Here is a 15,115-nt window from a genome sequence, read left to right as displayed (position 1 = left end):
AGGGTGTGGACGGTGCCGCCCTCCAGGTAGCGCAGGGCGGGGCGGCCGGGGTCCCAGACGGGACCGTCGTAGAGGTGCTGGTTGTCGAGGCCGTGCCGCAGGACCGGGGTGTCGGGGTCGGAGAGCCGCCACACGCGCAGTTCGGCGGGGTCGACGGTCACGGCGAAGGCGCCGTCGGCGCTGAGGGACGCGTACGAGACGCCGTTGTCGGCCAGGGTGGCGACGGCGCGGCCGGTGCGGACGTCCCAGACGCGGACGGTGTCGGCGGTCAGGACGAGGAGGCGGCCGTGGTCCAGGCGCAGGGTGGTGGGCGTGTCTCCCAGGGGGGCGGGGTCGCACAGGCCGGTGGCGTGGTCCCAGCCGCCGGGGAGCCTGCGGCGGGCGGCGGTGTCCCAGACCTGGGGGGTGCCGTGGGAGGGGCAGATCGCGGCGGTGGCGTCGTCGGTGCTGAGGACCGGGTCGACGGGGCCGGGTGAGGGGATCTGGAGCAGGACGCGGCCGTCGGTGGCGGAGCGCAGCCGGGCCCGGCCGTCCTCGGTGTCCCTGACCAGCGCGCGGGCGCGGCCGAGCCGGACGTTCGTCCAGTCCGGCATGGGTTTCGGATCACCTGTCCAGCGGCTCGTGCGGGTGTCCCAGAACCGGATGCCCTCGGGGCGGGAGAGGGCGATGACGCGGCCGTCGCTGCCGGCGTCGAGGGCCTCGCCCTCGGGCAGTGCGCCGTTTCTTCTCCTGGTGTGGGTGGCGACGTCCCAGGCCGCCCAGTGGCCGTCGGCGACGCTGAGCAGGGTGCGGCCGGAGTCGAGGAGGAAGCGGCGCGGGGTGGTGCCGGGGGCGGGGTCGGTGAAGGCGTCGTCCTCGGCCTGGGCGAGCGAGCCGAGCAGGGCGCGGCGGCTCTCGGGCAGCGGGGAGATCCGCCAGGCGGCGACGCCCAGCAGGAGCGCGGTGTGCGGGTCGGTGGTGCGCAGCGCGTCGGCGACGTCGGCGACGCGGCGGGCGGTGATGGCGGTGCGCTGCCGTTCGTCGTAGCGGTGCTGGGCCCAGGCGACGGCCGCCACGGCCAGGGAGGTGGCGAGGACGGCGGACAGGGCGGTGAGGAGCCGTCGGTGGCGGCGGGCGGCGCGGGCGGCGGTGCGCTGCTCGGTGTCGCGGGCGTGCAGGGCGGCGGTGAGGAACGTCTGTTCCGTGCGGGTGAGCAGGTCGTGGTCGGGGAAGAGCTCCTCGGCGCGGGCCAGTGCGGCACCCCGGTAGAGGGCGCCGGGGTCGCGGCCGTGGTCGTGCCAGGCGCGGGCGACCTCGGCGAGCCGGGAGCGGTGGCGCAGCCGTTCGCGGTCCTCCTCGACCCAGCCGGACAGGCGGGGCCAGCGGGTGATGAGGGCCTCGTGGGCGAGCTGGACGCCGTCCTGGTCGGCGGTGAGCAGGCGGGCGCGGGTGAGCCGGTCCAGGACGAGCGGGAGGTCCGGGTTGGTGTGTTCGGCGAGTTCGGCGCAGGACAGGGGGCGGCGGGTGTCGGGGGTGCCGAGTCCGGGTTCCACCATGCGCAGCAGCAGGTGCCGGGCGATGCGGGCCTGGGCCGGGGTGAGCTGCCGGTACAGCTCCTCGGCGGTCGCGGCGACGGCGCCGCGCACCCCGCCGGCCGCCTCGTAGGCGGCGAGGGTCAGGGCCCGGCCCCGGCAGCGGCGCCAGGTCTCCAGGAGGGCGTGGGAGAGCATGGGCAGCGCTTCGGGCCGGCCGCTGACCTCCTCGACGAGGCGTGCGGTGAGTTCGCGTTCGACGAGCAGCCCGACCTGCTGTGCGGGTCTGACGATCACTTCGCGCAGTTCGTCGGCGGTCAGGGGGCCGAGCATGAGCCCGGCGCCGCACAGTTCGTCGGCCAGGCGCCGGTGTTCGCCGCAGCGGGCGTAGAAGTCGGCGCGTACGGAGAGCAGGACGCGCAGCCGGCTGTCCGGGTCGCGGGCGGTCAGCAGGAGGTCGATGAACCGGGTGCGTTCGGCGGGGTCCCGGCAGAGGGTGAAGACCTCTTCGAACTGGTCGACGACGACCCAGCTGTCGGGTTCGTCGTCGGCAGGGGTGAGGAGGTGGGCGTAGGTGGTGGCCGGCCGGGGTCCGGGGGTGAGGACTCTGAGGACGGCGGGGCGGCCGTGGGTGGCGGCCTCGTCGCGCAGGTGGGGGATGAGGCCGGCGCGCAGCAGGGAGGACTTGCCGCTGCCGGAGGCGCCGAACAGGACGGCGAGGCGATGTTCGCACACGAGCCGTCTGAGTTCGCCCACGGCCCGGTCGCGGCCGAAGAAGAGGTGCTGGTCGCCGGTCTCGTAGCGGGTCAGTCCCCGGTAGGGGGCGGGCGCGTCCCCGTCGGGTTCGCGCACGGTCTGGCTGAGCTGTTCCCGGGCGGTCTTCCAGAGGGGTTCCAGGAGTGCGGGGTCGCCTCCGCAGGCGCGGGCGTAGCCCTCCACGACCGGCCAGGAGGGGAGGCGTTCGCCGGAGGCCGCCTGGGAGAGGGTCGTCGCGGCGAAGCCGGCCTGTTTCGCCATGGCCCGGTAGGCCGGTCCGCCCGCGGCCCGCCGCAGTTCGCGCAGTTCGTGCGCGAGCCGCTGGACGGGACCGGCCTCGGGGTCCACGGGGAGTTCGGGGCGGCCTGCCACATGTCCTGCCTACATCGAGCTGTACGGGACGGAGGCTCTTTGCCCGGGTAGCAGCCCTGATGCGCGTGACCTCCCCGCAGACGGTGCGGGTCGCACATGTCCGGCGGATGACGGAAGGCTAAACCACCGGCAAAGGCGCCCCGGCCGTCAGTTCGTCGAGTAGGTCCAGGTGCCGCCGTCGGACTGGCGGGGGACGTACACGAACTTCGTGTGCCAGCCGATGTCGGAGCGCTCGTAGTGGAGTTCGACGGAGCGGTCGGTCTGCCACCAGTAGTTCCAGGCGGTGGTGCAGTTGTTCGCGGGGACGTCCCAGAAGCGGGAGCCGGTCCAGTCGTGGAACTGGTTGTAGCCGACGACGAAGAATCTCATCGGGCGCGCGTTGTTGTTGCAGACCTGGATCTGCACGCTGTCGACCTGGTCGGCGCTGGCGGTGGTGGGCAGGGCGAGGCCGACGCACAGGGCGCCGAACGCGAGCGCCGGAACGGTGACCTTGTTGAGGAGGGTACGCATGGTGTCGCTTTCCGCTGTTCGGATCTGTGGGAAGGGTTCATGGCTCAGGTGAGGAGCCCGGTGGAGCGCAGCCAGGTCCCGGCCGCCTCTGCGGGGGTCCGGCCGGCCTCGACGCGGGCCGTGAGCGCGGCCAGCTCCGTGGTGGTCAGCCGGTCGCCGAGCCGGGCGAGCGTCTCCCTGGCGGTCCGGTCCGCGCCCGCGGCGTCCGCGAGCGGGACGACGTGCTCGGGCGGGAGGACGGCCGCGGGGTCGGCCAGCACGGCCAGGTCGCGGCGGGCGATCACGGGGTCCGTGCCGCGCAGGACCAGGACGTCGGGGGTGGTGCCCTCCGGCGCCTTGGTGAAGGTGACGCCGTACGCCTTGGTCAGTGCCGCGGGCGAGGGGGCGTCCGGGTCGCCGGCCGCGGGGCCGCCCAGGGTGAGGCGGGTGCCCGCGCGCCGCAGGTCGGCCAGGCTGCGCAGGGTGTGGCGGTCGGCCAGGTCCCGGGTGACGGCCAGGACCACGCCGCGTTCGGCGCGGGCCGGGCGCAGCGCGACGACGCCGGGCGGCAGGGCCATGCTGAGCGTCGACGCCATGTCGCCGGGCCGGGTGGAGCCGCCGGGCATGGCCCGCAGCAGGGCGGTCTCGTAGGCGGGGGCGAGCCCGATCTCGCCGCTCACGACGGCCCGCGCGCTGTCGGCGGGGCCGGCGAAGGGGGTGAGTGCCGTGGTCACCTGCTCTCCGGCGGCGGTCAGGAGCTGCTCGTAGAGGGCGGCCACGATCCGGCTCTCCGTCGAGTTGTCGCTGCCGATCACCAGCGGGCCCTGGTGGTCGGCCGACGACGCCGTCGTGCCGTCCGTCGCCGTGCCGCCGCAGCCGGTCAGCAGGAGCGAGCAGAGGGCGAGGGCTGCCGTGCGCAGCGGGCGTCGGGTCATCGGTCGGGCCACTTCTGTTCCGTCGGAGAGGTCGGAGAGGTCGGAGAGGTCGAGGGGGTGGGGGGCACGCGGCCCCGCGTGCCATGGCGCACACGGGGCCGCGTGCCGGTTCGGGGGCCGGGTCAGCGGCAGTGCTGGTTGCGCTCGGCGTCGCTCATCCGGGCGTCCTTCTGGTTGACGTAGCCCAGCCGGCTGTCGCCGCCGTAGTAGCCGGACGACTGGTAGTCGTGGACGTACCAGATGTAGTGGCCGTAGTAGCGGGACCGGAAGTGGATCTCGTACCAGCCGGTGGCCTGCTGCTTGGGGGTGCCGCGCTCGACCCAGCCCTTGGAGCCCGGCGGGATGTTGACGGTCTCGCCCTGGCTGTCGGTGTGCGACGCCTGCCAGGAGTGGCCGTAGGTGGCGGCGATCTCGGCCTCGAAGACCTCGAAGAACTTCACCCCGCTGCTGACCGTGACGCCGACGGAGTTGGTGGTGCCGGTCGTGTCGGACCAGTCGATGCGGTGCTGGTTGGTCTGGCTGCCGCAGTTGAAGGCCGTGCTGCCGACCTGGTGGGCGGGGCCCGCGTAGGTCCAGTAGCTCTGCGGGTGGAACTCGCAGAGGTCGGCCCAGCTGCACGCGTCGAGCAGCTGGCGGGTGCTGGGCGTGTCCTCGGCCATGGCGTTCGGGGCGCCGAGCAGTGAGGCACCGAAGGCGAGCGCCGCGATGGCTCCGGCGGCCCGGCCGAGGCGCTTGCGGGACGTGGGGGCGCTCTGTGAGCGGTCCATGAATACAGCTCCTGGGAAAGGGTGGGTGGCGTTCGAGGCCCCGGCGGCGATGGGGGAGACACCGCCGGAGCCCCGGTCGCCCGTCCGTTTCTTGTGGAACGGGCCGGGCGAGCACCACTCTCATCCAGCGCCGAATTGATCAGCACCCCCTTCCGATCAGGGAAATCAATGCGCGGCGGGGTGCGGGGGCGTGGCTGGAAGAAGGACCTTGATCCCCCCGCACCCCTACACAAACAATGTGCATGACAACATCAGGGGTGGCCGGCAGGTACCCGGCCGCCTTGCCCGAAGGGGACCCCCACCGTGAGAAAGCCTCTCGCCGCCGCACTCCTCGTCCTGGCCGCCGCCGGGACGGGTACGGCGCCCGCGCACGCGGAGCCCGGTGCCGTCGGCCTCGCCGGCACCGTCGCGCTCAGCAACTGTTCCGGCTCGCTCGTCCGCTTCCCGCACTCGGTGGACACCGACCCGGCGCTGGTGCTCTCCAACGGCCATTGCAGCAGCCTGTTCGCCCCGGGGGTGGTCGTCACCGACCTGCCGAACAGCCGCACCTTCGGCCTGCTCGACTCCTCGGGCACCCAGGTCGCCACCCTGAAGGCCGAGCGGCTCGTGTACGCGACGATGACCGACACGGACGTGGCGTTCTACCGGCTCACCAGCACCTACGCGGCGATCAGGGACTCCTACGGCATCTCCCCGCTGACCGTCCGGGACACCCGCCCGGCCGCCGGCACCCCCGTCACCGTGGCGTCCGGCGCCTGGAAGAAGCTCTTCGACTGCGAGATCGACGGGTTCGCGCACCTCCTCAAGGAGGGGGAGTGGACCTGGAAGGACGCGGTGCGCTACTCCCCCGCCTGCCGGACCGCCGGCGGCACCTCCGGCTCACCGGTGCTCGACCGGGCCACCGGCGAGGTCGTCGCCGTCCACAACACTGGCAACGAGAACGGCGCCGCCTGTACCCGGGACAACCCCTGCGAGGTCGACCCGGACGGCACCGTCACCGTCCGTAAAGGCATCAACTACGGCCAGCAGACCTACCAGCTCCCGGCCTGCTTCACGACCGGCGGCCGGCTGGACCTGACCGCCCCCGGATGCGTGCTGCCCAGGCCGTAACGGTCACCGGTGCTCAGTTCACGTTGACGGCGCTCCAGGCCGCCGCCACCGTGGCGTGCTCGGTGCTGCCCGCGCCGTAGAGGTCCCGGGCCGCGTTCAGGGTGGCCGTCCGCGCTCCGGCGTAGTTCGTCGTGGACGTCATGTAGACGGTCAGGGCGCGGTACCAGATCGCGCCGAGCGCGGCGCGGCCGATGCCGGTGATGGTGGAGCCGTCGGCCGTCGGGGAGTCGTAGGCGACCCCGTTGACCGTCCTGGGCCCGCTGCCCTCGGCGAGGAGGTAGGCGAAGTGGTTGGCGACGCCGGAGGAGTAGTGGACGCTGAGCCGGGAGAGCGAAGCGCTCCAGAAGTCGGCGGAGCCGCCGTCGCGGCTCGGCCGGTCCAGGTAGCGCAGGGCGTCCCGCTTGAGGCCGGGAAGGACGACCTTCTCGCCGATCAGGTAGTCGCCGGGGTCCTGCGGGTTCCCGGCGTGGAACTCGACGAGGGTGCCGAAGATGTCGGAGGTCGCCTCGTTGAGGCCGCCGGACTCGCCGGTGTAGAGGAGTCCGGCGGTTCTCGACGTGATGCCGTGCGTCATTTCGTGCGCCGCCACGTCCAGTCCGACCATCGGGCCGAAGAAGGTGCCGTCGCCGTCGCCGTAGGTCATGCAGAAGCAGGCGTCGTTCCAGTAGGCGTTGGCGAGCCTGGTGCCGTAGTGGACGCGGTTGGAGGAGCCCTTGCCGTCGTCGGCGATGCCGTTGCGGCCGTGGATGTCCTTGAAGTAGTCCCAGGTCATGGCGCTGCCGTACTGGGCGTCGACGGCGGCGCTCGCACGGTCGTCGGCGGTGCCGGTGCCCCAGTGGTTGTCGTCGTCCGTGAGCGGGGACGCGCCGGCCGCGTCGCCGGTGGAGGTATTGCCGCGCGTGGGGTCCTTGAGCTGGTACGCCGCCCCGGCGGGGGTCGTCTCCAGCGCGACCGTGCCGCTGTACAGGGACCGGCCGTCCCCGGTGACCGCCTCCAGGGTGTCCCACGCGTCGATCCGGGCGCCGGTGCGGGCGTCGGTCAGCACCGTGCGGGCGACCGGGTTGCCGAGCGGGTCCAGGGCGGCGGCCTCGGTGCGCCAGACCAGGCGCGGGGCGCCGTGCAGGGCGTCGACGACGAGGCGCGGCTCGGCCTTCACCTGCCGCAGCGTGCCGCCGGGGTGGGCCGCGCGCAGGTCGTCGGCGGCGATCCCGGCCGCCTCGAGGGCCGGTACCTCCGGGGTGGTCCCGGGCAGCGAGATCGCCGCCCGCGTCGCCCGGTCCGCGCCGCGGTAGGTGCCGTCCGGGGCCAGGTGGACGACGAAGTCGCCGCCGAGGACGGGGAGCCCCCGGTAGGTGCGGTCGTAGCGGACGTGCCGGGAGCCGTCCTTGTCGACGACGACGGCACGGACGGAGGTGTCCTGCGCGGTGGTGAGTCCGAGGGCCGCGGCGTGGTCGGCGGCCGGGGAGAGCCCTGCGGCCAGCAGTGCGGCGGCGACGCCTGCGGTGGCGAGACGGGCGTGTCGGGCGTAGGGCCCTGTGCGGTTCATGAGTGTCTGCTGTCTCCCGTGAGAAGGGGTCATCAGGCTGTCATGTCCACACCCGAATGGCGGCCCGAATCAGCCAAGTCCCTTGCGGACAGGGGACGTTGCACGCGCCGGAGTGGAGCCGGTACGGTCCCGGCTCCACTCCGGACGAGGTGCGCCATCAGAACCGCACCGTCAGAACTGTGAGAAGAACCTCCAGATCTCCGCCTTCGTCCAGGTGGTGGCGCCGTTGTCGCCGCCGGTGCCGTCGACGGGGGCGGGTGCGTGGCCGCCGTCGAACGCGGCCCACTGGACCGGGTATCCGGCACGGCAGCCGGAGTAGGCGGTGGTGATGTGGGTACGGCTGCCCGGCGCGGGTTCGCGCGGGTTCTGGGCGGCGCAGCCGTTGTTGCGGACGAACCGGTCGCGCAGGGAGCGCCCTTGGGAGATGTTCAGGACGTTGTCGCTGACGCCGTGGATGCCGAGGTAGGCGACGGGCTGGCTGCCCCCGCTGCATCCGCTGATCTCGCCGCCGGAGATGACCGCGACGGCCCGGAACATGGTGGGCCGGGCGCAGGCGAGCGCGTAGCTCATGCCGCCGCCCCAGCTGAATCCGGTGGAGAACCGCTGGGCCGGGTCGACACAGAGGCCGCCCTCGATGCGGCGGATCATGTCGTCGACGAAGGTGACGTCCTCGCCGCCGGAGTTGGCCCAGCCGTTGCCGAGGCCCTGGGGTGCGACCAGGATCGCGGAGTTGTTGGACTGCGCCTGCTGCCCGTAGTAGGCCCAGCTGCTGCCGCTGCTGCCGCCCGAGGCGACGTCGTTCGCGGTGCCGCCGCGCCAGTGGAAGCCGAAGATCAGCCGGTAGCGGTGGTTGTTGTCGTAGTTGGCGGGGACCCGCAGGATGAAGCTGCGGTTCTTGCCGCCGCTCTGGATCGTGTACGTGCCGCTGGTCAGGGTCGGCGCGCTGCCGCAGGCGCCGGTTCCGCCGCCGTCGGACGACAGTTTGACCAGCTGCCACTGCTGGTTGGTGCCGCCGTGGTCGGTGTACTGGACGACGCTGCCGCCGTCGGCGGTGGACGAGCCCTGTACCTCGACGGCCTTGCCGCTGCCGCGGCCGATCAGCCGGACGTTGCCGCTGTCGGAGTCGGCCAGCCGGAACTGCTGGTTGGTCCCGCCGTGGTCGGCCCACTGCTGGATCGGGGCGCCGTCGGCGGTGGAGGCGCCGGACACGTCGAGGACCTTGGCCGAGTGGCGGGCCTTGAGGCGGTAGAAGCCGCCGCCGGAGTCCACGAACTGCCACTGCTGGTTGGCCGCGTCGCTGCGCGTCCACTGGTAGACCCGGGCGCCGTCGGCGGTGGAGGAGCCGGAGACGTCCAACGCCTTGCCGCTGCCCCGGTTGACCAGGGCGTACCAGGCGTTGGTGTCGACGGTCGCCGCCTCGGCGGGCGCGGGGTTCGCCACGGTGATCAGGCCGGCCGCGAGGGTGGCCGCCGCGAGGCCGGCGATCCGTGACCACCAGCGTGATCGTGCGGGTAAGGCGTGGTCGTGCGCTGTCGTCGTCATCGGTTCCACCCCTTTCTCAGGCCCGGGCCCAGCGCTGGCTGCCGCTGCCCGAGCAGGAACTGAGCTGCATCAGGGTCCCGTTGGCGGTGCCGCCGGAGACGGTGTCGAGGCAGAGGCCGGACTGGACGCCGGTGACGGTGCCGTCGGAGTTGAGGCGCCACTGCTGGTTGGCGCCGCCCCAGCAGCTGTAGATCTGGATCCGGGCGCCGGCGCCTGAGCCCCCGGCGTCCAGGCACTTGTTGCCGTAGACCCTGAGTTCACCGGCTGAGGTGGACTGCCACTGCTGGTTGGTGCCGCCGTGGCAGTCGTACAGCTGGACCTGGGTGCCGTCGGTGGTGCTGGAGTTGGGCACGTCCACACAGCGGCCCGAGCCGACGCCCTTGAGGGGTCCGCCGTCCGTCGGCGGGTTGGTGGTGCCGCCGTTGAGGGCGTTGAGGACGGAGGTGTAGGCGGGCTTCTTGCTGCCGTTGCCGTTGAACAGCAGCGGTGTCTGCTCCGCTCGCCAGGAGTCGGTGTCGCGCACGCCCCAGACGGTGATGCCGAGGCAGCGCGGGACGGCCAGGCAGTCGTTGGTGACGTTGGCGTAGGTCGAGGCCGAGGCGCCCTGGATGTCGAGTTCGGTGATGGCCACGTCGACGCCGAGGGCGGCGAAACTCGACAGGGTGGTGCGGTAGTTGCTGTTGTACGGGCTGTCGTTGTTGAAGTGGGACTGGAAGCCGACGCAGTCGATCGGGACGCCGCGCGCCTTGAAGTCCTTGACCATGTTGTAGACGCCCTGCGTCTTGGCCCAGGTCCAGTTGTCGGTGTTGTAGTCGTTGTAGCAGAGCTTGGCGGCCGGGTCGGCGGCCCGCGCGGTGCGGAAGGCGACCTCGATCCAGTCGTTGCCGGTGCGCTGGAGGTTGGAGTCGCGCCGGCCTCCCGAATTGCCGTCGGCGAACGCCTCGTTGACGACGTCCCACTGGGCGATCTTGCCCTTGTAGTGGCCCATGACGCCGTTGATGTGGTTGATCATCGCCTGGCGCAGGGTGCTGCCGCTGAGGCTCTGCATCCAGCCGGGCTGCTGGGAGTGCCAGGCCAGGGTGTGGCCGCGGACCTGTTTGCCGTTCTGCACGGCCCAGTTGTAGACGCGGTCACCGGCGGTGAAGTTGAACTGGCCGCGCTGCGGTTCGGTGGCGTCGATCTTCATCTCGTTCTCGGCCGTGACCGAGTTGAACTCGCGGTTCGCGATCGTGGTGTACGCCGAGTCGCCCAGCCTGCCGGAGGCGATGGCGGTGCCGAAGTACCGGCCGCTCTGCTTCGCCGCGGCGCCGAGCGTGGACTCGGCGGCGTGCGCGGCCGGCGCCGCCGTCAGGGCGGGCAGCACGCCGAGGGCGCCGACGGCCAGCGCGGCCAGCGGGCCGCGGAGCTTCCGTCGGGCGACGGATACGGGTGGGGCGGACGAGCGCATGACTGTGCCTCCTGGGGGGACGTCACGTGATGACCGGAGGGGGCGCGAGGCGCCGGAACGCGCGAGTGCGGACCTCACCGGGAACGGGGGTGGCGCAGGAGCTGGTGTGCGCGGTTCTGCTGTGCGGCTCTGTGCTCAGGATGATTGAAGGATTGACGGCGCGCCGTCAACACTCACGACAGAGAAACTTTCAGATTCTTCTTCGAAACATTCGATCCGTCGAACCGTGCGGCGCACGAGGTTTTGTAGACAGATCGGCGCGACACCTTGACCGATGAGCTTCCTGTTTCTAGCTTGTGGCGTCAAAGGTTCGGGAAATTCTTCGAATGTTTCGAAGACTTCTTGTTCCCCGTTCCTGCGTATGGCCGTTCCGCAGTTCACCGGCGTCACCTCCCCCACTTCCTAGGAGGCCCTCTGATGCGGTTTCGCCCCTCGTTCCGGATCCGCCCGAAGCGCTTGACCGCCGCCCTGGCACCCTTACTCCTCCTGGGCGCCGCCCTCGGCGCCAACAGCACCGCGACCGCCGCCCCCAGCGCGTGCGACCTCCCGTCGTCGTACCGCTGGACGTCGACCGGCGCGCTGGCCCAGCCCAGGTCGGGCTGGGTCTCGCTCAAGGACTTCACGGTCGCCCCGTACAACGGGCAGCAGCTCGTCTACGCGACGACGCACGACTACGGAACCCGCTGGGGTTCGATGAACTTCGGCCTGTTCGGCAACTGGTCGCAGATGGGCTCGGCGAGCCAGAACGCGATGAACAGCTCGACCGTCGCGCCCTCGCTGTTCTACTTCGCGCCGAAGAACATCTGGGTGCTCACCTACCAGTGGGGCGGGACCGCCTTCTCCTACCGGACGTCGACCAACCCGACCAACCCGAACGGCTGGTCGGCCCAGCAGACACTGTTCACCGGAAGCATCTCCGGCTCCGGGACAGGCCCCATCGACCAGGCGCTCATCGGCGACAGCCAGAACATGTACCTGTTCTTCGCCGGTGACAACGGCAAGATCTACCGGGCCAGCATGCCGATCGGGAACTTCCCGGGCAACTTCGGTTCGTCGTACACGACGATCATGAGCGACACGGTGAAGAACCTGTTCGAGGCCCCGCAGGTCTACAAGCTGAAGGACCAGAACCGCTACCTCATGATCGTCGAGGCGCGGGGCGCCAGTGAGCGGCGCTTCTTCCGCTCGTTCACGGCCACCAGCCTCAACGGCTCGTGGACACCGCAGGCGGCGACGGAGAACAACCCCTTCGCCGGCAAGGCCAACAGCGGGGCGGGCTGGACCAACGACATCAGCCACGGTGAGCTGCTGCGCACCAACGCCGACCAGACGATGACCGTCGATCCCTGCAACCTCCAGTTGCTCTACCAGGGGCGCAGCCCCAGCTCGGACGGCGTCGACTACGGCCTCCTGCCCTACCGTCCGGGGCTGCTGACGCTCCAGCGCTAAAAGTTTCTGGATCTTCTCGGCAACCCTTTGCGTGGGCTGTGACCACAAGGAGACGGATCCGCCGGCCCGGCCGGCGGATCCGAGTTCCCTGCCGCACAGCACGCAAGGAGTGCACCTCCCCCATGAACAACCCCACGAACGGCGGACGCCGCCGGCGGACCACCCCCACGAACAGTGGGCGCCGCGGGCGTCACCGCCGTCGCTGGACCGCCACCGCCGTCCTGGTCGGCACCCCGCTGGCCGTCGTGCCCTACCTGCTGTTCACGCAGGAGGACTCGCAGGCCGCGACGATCGACGCCAACGCGTACTACAAGCTGGTCTCCGTGCGCAGCGGCAAGGTGCTGGACGTCAACGGCTCCTCCACCGCCGACGGCACCCGCATCCAGCAGTGGACCGACCAGAACACCGCGAACCAGCAGTGGCGGCTGCGGCCCACCGGCAAGGGCTACTACGAGCTGGTGAACCGGGCCAGCGGCAAGGTCCTCGGCACGGCGGCCCGGTCCGCGGCGGCCGAGCAGCAGACCGACAGCTCCTCCGCCGCCCAGGAGTGGCGGATCAAGGAGGCGGGCGACGCCGTCACCTTCGTCTCCCGCGCGAACGGCCAGGTCCTCGACGTCACCGGGGCCTCGAAGGCCGACGGCGCCGCGGTCATCCGGTACGCCGACCGGGGCACCGCCAACCAGCAGTGGAAGCTGGTGAAGGCGCCCCAGGCCCAGACGGCCGGGACCGGGCCGTACGTGTGGAAGAACGCCCAGGTCGTGGGCGGCGGCTACGTCACCGGGCTGGTGTTCAACCCCCGGGAGAAGGGGCTGCTGTACGCGCGCACCGACATGGGCGGCGCCTACCGCTGGGACACGGGCGCGAAGCAGTGGATCCCGCTGACCGACTGGCTCGGCGAGAAGGACTGGAACCTGCTCGGCATCGACGCCATAGCCACCGACCCCGTCGACCCCGCGCGGCTCTACCTCTCGACGGGCACCTACACCAACGGCTGGGCGGGCAACGGCGCGATCCTGCGCTCCACCGACCGGGGCCGCACCTTCCAGCGCACCGACCTGCCCTTCAAGGTGGGCGGCAACGAGGACGGCCGCGGCGCCGGCGAACGGCTCGTGGTCGACCCGGCGAACAACGGCACCCTGCTGCTGGGCACCCGCAAGAACGGCCTGTGGCGCAGCACCGACCACGGCGCGACGTGGCGTCAGGTCTCCTCGTTCCCCGTCAAGGACGGGGCGAGCAGCGGCGGAGGCATCGCCTTCGTGACGTACGGCCCGGCCGGCAGCAAGACGGTCTACGTCGGGGTCGGCGACCGCTCCACCTCCCTGTACCGCTCCACCGACGGCGGCACCACCTGGCAGGCCGTCTCCGGGCAGCCGACGGGCCAACTGCCGCAGCACGGCGTGCTCTCCGGTGACGGCTCGCTGTTCCTGACGTACACCGACCACCTCGGGCCCAACGGCGTGACGGGGGGCTCGGTGTGGAAGTACACGCCGGCCGGCGGGACATGGAAGAACGTCTCCCCGTCCCAGGGCTCCTACGGGTTCTCCGGCCTGGCCGTCGACCCGCGCAAGCCCTCCACGGTGATGGTCACCACCCTCGGCCGCTGGTGGCCCGAGGACGAGATCTACCGCTCCACCGACGGCGGTACGACCTGGAAGGCCCTGGCCGACAGGTCGAAGCGCAGCGCCGCCGCCGCCCCGTACGTCGGCACGCACACCGGTCACTGGATGACCGCCCTGGCCATCGACCCGTTCGACTCCGGGCACGTGCTGTACGGCACCGGCAACGGCATCCAGCGCAGCGAGGACGCCGACGCCTCCGACAGCGGCGGCACCAGCCACTGGAGCAGCGGGGCCCGCGGGCTGGAGGAGACCGCGCTGATCGACGCGGTCGCCCCGCCCGGTGGCGCCTCCGTCGTCACCGCCATGGGCGACCAGGGCGGCTTCCGGCACGACGACCTGACCAAGGTGCCCGCCGGGCGGCTGAGCAACCCGATGATGACCAACAGCACCGGCATCGACTTCGCCCAGTCCAAGCCGTCCCTGATGGTCCGCGTCGGCCGGGGCGGCGCGCAGGACGGCGCCTACTCCACCGACGGCGGCGCCAGTTGGAAGGGCTTCGCGTCGGAGCCGGTGGCCGGCGCGCAGGACGGCCATGTCGCGCTCGCGGCGGACGGCTCCAGCATCGTGTGGACCAAGGCCGGTCAGGCCCCGTACCGCTCGACCGACCTGGGGGCGAGCTGGACGCGCGTCACCGGTCTCGGCACGGACGCCGTGGTCGTCGCCGACCGGGGCGCGGCCCGGACGTTCTACTCCCTGTCGGGCGGCACGCTGTACGCCAGCACCGACGGCGGCGCGACGTTCACCGCGCGGGCCACGGGGCTGCCCGCCGGCCGGCTCGCCGCCGTGCCCGGTGCCGCCGGGGACCTGTGGATCTCCGGCCAGGACCGGGGGCTGCTGCACTCGACCGACGGGGGCCGTACGTTCGCCGCCGTCGGCTCGGTGAAGGCCGCCTCCGCGCTCGGCTTCGGCAAGGCCGCGCCCGGCGCCTCCTACCAGGCGCTGTACCTGATCGGCACGGTGAAGGACGTCACCGGCGTCTTCCGCTCCACCGACCGGGGCGCCACCTGGCTGCGCGTCAACGACGACGCCCACCAGTGGGGCGCCATCGGCGGCGTCGGCGTCGTCACCGGCGACCCCGATGTCTTCGGCCGGGTCTACATCGGCACCAACGGGCGCGGTCTCCAGTACGGCGACCCGTCCTGATCCCGCGTCCGGGCGGGGGCGGCACCGCGCCCTCGCCCGGACCGGCGGGGCACTTGCCGTGTTCAGCGGGTGAGTGCCTTGCGCAGGCGGCGGCGTGACGCGGCCCGCCATGCCGCCGGGAGGTCGCGTTCGCGGGCCTCGGCGGTGGCCTGTTCCCGCCCGTACAGCAGCCCCCACACGAACCCGGTCTCGCTGGCCGTGTGCGCGGCCACCGCGAGGTCCCGCAGGGTGGCGCGGGTCACGACGCTGTCCTGGTGGTCGCCCAGGACCTTCTGGACGGCCTTGATCCGCTTGCCGAGGCGCTTGGCCGGTTTGCCGAGGGAGGGGCGGGCGGGCTCGGTGGCGTACCGGGTCCGCTTGGCCGCCTTGCGGGCCTCGTGGAGCGCCCTGTCGCGGTCCGCGCCGGGCGGGAGCCCGAGGGCGTGGGTG

10 protein-coding genes and 1 pseudogene are annotated in these 15,115 nt (G+C 72.2%); 3 read left to right on the top strand and 8 right to left on the bottom strand.

What is annotated here, in order from left to right; genetic code table 11:
• The 4 genes from AOK24_RS13020 to AOK24_RS13005 all read right to left on the bottom strand — a co-directional run.
• On the bottom strand, positions 1-2,639 hold a 2,639-nt coding region (locus AOK24_RS13020), incomplete at its 3' end, for an nSTAND1 domain-containing NTPase (protein ID WP_055720220.1).
• A gap of 147 nt (positions 2,640-2,786) precedes the next feature.
• Entirely contained in the window at positions 2,787-3,149 is a 363-nt protein-coding gene (locus tag AOK24_RS13015) for a hypothetical protein (protein WP_055720218.1), read from the bottom strand.
• 44 nt (positions 3,150-3,193) lie between these two features.
• Positions 3,194-4,063 carry a glycine betaine ABC transporter substrate-binding protein gene (locus AOK24_RS13010; protein WP_055720217.1) on the bottom strand — a complete coding sequence of 290 codons (870 nt, stop codon included), beginning with the start codon at positions 4,061-4,063 and terminating at the stop codon, positions 3,194-3,196.
• 122 nt (positions 4,064-4,185) lie between these two features.
• On the bottom strand, positions 4,186-4,830 hold the full coding sequence (locus AOK24_RS13005; protein WP_055720216.1) for a hypothetical protein: 645 nt from the start codon (positions 4,828-4,830) through the stop codon (positions 4,186-4,188).
• A 303-nt stretch (positions 4,831-5,133) separates the two neighbouring features.
• Here AOK24_RS13005 and AOK24_RS13000 point away from each other — a divergent pair, with 303 nt between their 5' ends.
• Positions 5,134-5,940 (top strand): trypsin-like serine peptidase, encoded by an 807-nt coding sequence (locus AOK24_RS13000; protein ID WP_055720215.1) that lies wholly within the window; start codon positions 5,134-5,136, stop codon positions 5,938-5,940.
• Positions 5,941-5,953: 13 nt separating this feature from the next.
• Here the strand turns inward: AOK24_RS13000 and AOK24_RS12995 are convergent, their stop codons facing one another.
• The 3 genes from AOK24_RS12995 to AOK24_RS12985 form a co-directional block, all read right to left on the bottom strand.
• Positions 5,954-7,486: a M4 family metallopeptidase gene (locus AOK24_RS12995; RefSeq protein ID WP_055720214.1), complete on the bottom strand. Its 1,533-nt coding sequence runs from the start codon at positions 7,484-7,486 to the stop codon at positions 5,954-5,956.
• Positions 7,487-7,657: 171 nt separating this feature from the next.
• Positions 7,658-9,028 carry an RICIN domain-containing protein gene (locus AOK24_RS12990; RefSeq protein ID WP_079056793.1) on the bottom strand — a complete coding sequence of 457 codons (1,371 nt, stop codon included), beginning with the start codon at positions 9,026-9,028 and terminating at the stop codon, positions 7,658-7,660.
• 16 nt (positions 9,029-9,044) lie between these two features.
• Positions 9,045-10,475 (bottom strand): endo-1,4-beta-xylanase, encoded by a 1,431-nt coding sequence (locus AOK24_RS12985; protein WP_055720213.1) that lies wholly within the window; start codon positions 10,473-10,475, stop codon positions 9,045-9,047.
• A gap of 528 nt (positions 10,476-11,003) precedes the next feature.
• Here AOK24_RS12985 and AOK24_RS12980 point away from each other — a divergent pair.
• Together AOK24_RS12980 and AOK24_RS12975 are read left to right on the top strand one after the other, a co-directional pair.
• Positions 11,004-11,924 (top strand): annotated as a pseudogene (locus AOK24_RS12980) (non-reducing end alpha-L-arabinofuranosidase family hydrolase); the annotation flags it as partial.
• A 122-nt stretch (positions 11,925-12,046) separates the two neighbouring features.
• Entirely contained in the window at positions 12,047-14,686 is a 2,640-nt protein-coding gene (locus AOK24_RS12975; RefSeq protein WP_055720212.1) for an RICIN domain-containing protein, read from the top strand.
• A gap of 62 nt (positions 14,687-14,748) precedes the next feature.
• Here the strand turns inward: AOK24_RS12975 and AOK24_RS12970 are convergent.
• Positions 14,749-15,115, bottom strand: a 367-nt coding sequence (locus AOK24_RS12970; RefSeq protein ID WP_159051861.1) for a CHAD domain-containing protein, incomplete at its 5' end; no start/stop codon positions are given.

This window comes from Streptomyces niveiscabiei, from assembly GCF_001419795.1.
GTDB classification, from domain to species: Bacteria; Actinomycetota; Actinomycetes; order Streptomycetales; family Streptomycetaceae; genus Streptomyces; species Streptomyces niveiscabiei.
The sequence above is the reverse complement of the archived record's forward strand: the minus strand, read 5'-3'. Positions and strand labels throughout refer to the sequence as shown.

Excerpts from the sequence above, each read along its gene's own strand:
- AOK24_RS12995 (WP_055720214.1), bottom strand. The coding sequence starts at position 7,486 with ATGAACCGCACAGGGCCCTACGCCCGACACGCCCGTCTCGCCACCGCA.
- AOK24_RS12975 (WP_055720212.1), top strand. The coding sequence starts at position 12,047 with ATGAACAACCCCACGAACGGCGGACGCCGCCGGCGGACCACCCCCACG.
- AOK24_RS13010 (WP_055720217.1), bottom strand. The coding sequence starts at position 4,063 with ATGACCCGACGCCCGCTGCGCACGGCAGCCCTCGCCCTCTGCTCGCTC.
- AOK24_RS13005 (WP_055720216.1), bottom strand. The coding sequence starts at position 4,830 with ATGGACCGCTCACAGAGCGCCCCCACGTCCCGCAAGCGCCTCGGCCGG.
- AOK24_RS13015 (WP_055720218.1), bottom strand. The coding sequence starts at position 3,149 with ATGCGTACCCTCCTCAACAAGGTCACCGTTCCGGCGCTCGCGTTCGGC.
- AOK24_RS12990 (WP_079056793.1), bottom strand. The coding sequence starts at position 9,028 with ATGACGACGACAGCGCACGACCACGCCTTACCCGCACGATCACGCTGG.
- AOK24_RS12985 (WP_055720213.1), bottom strand. The coding sequence starts at position 10,475 with ATGCGCTCGTCCGCCCCACCCGTATCCGTCGCCCGACGGAAGCTCCGC.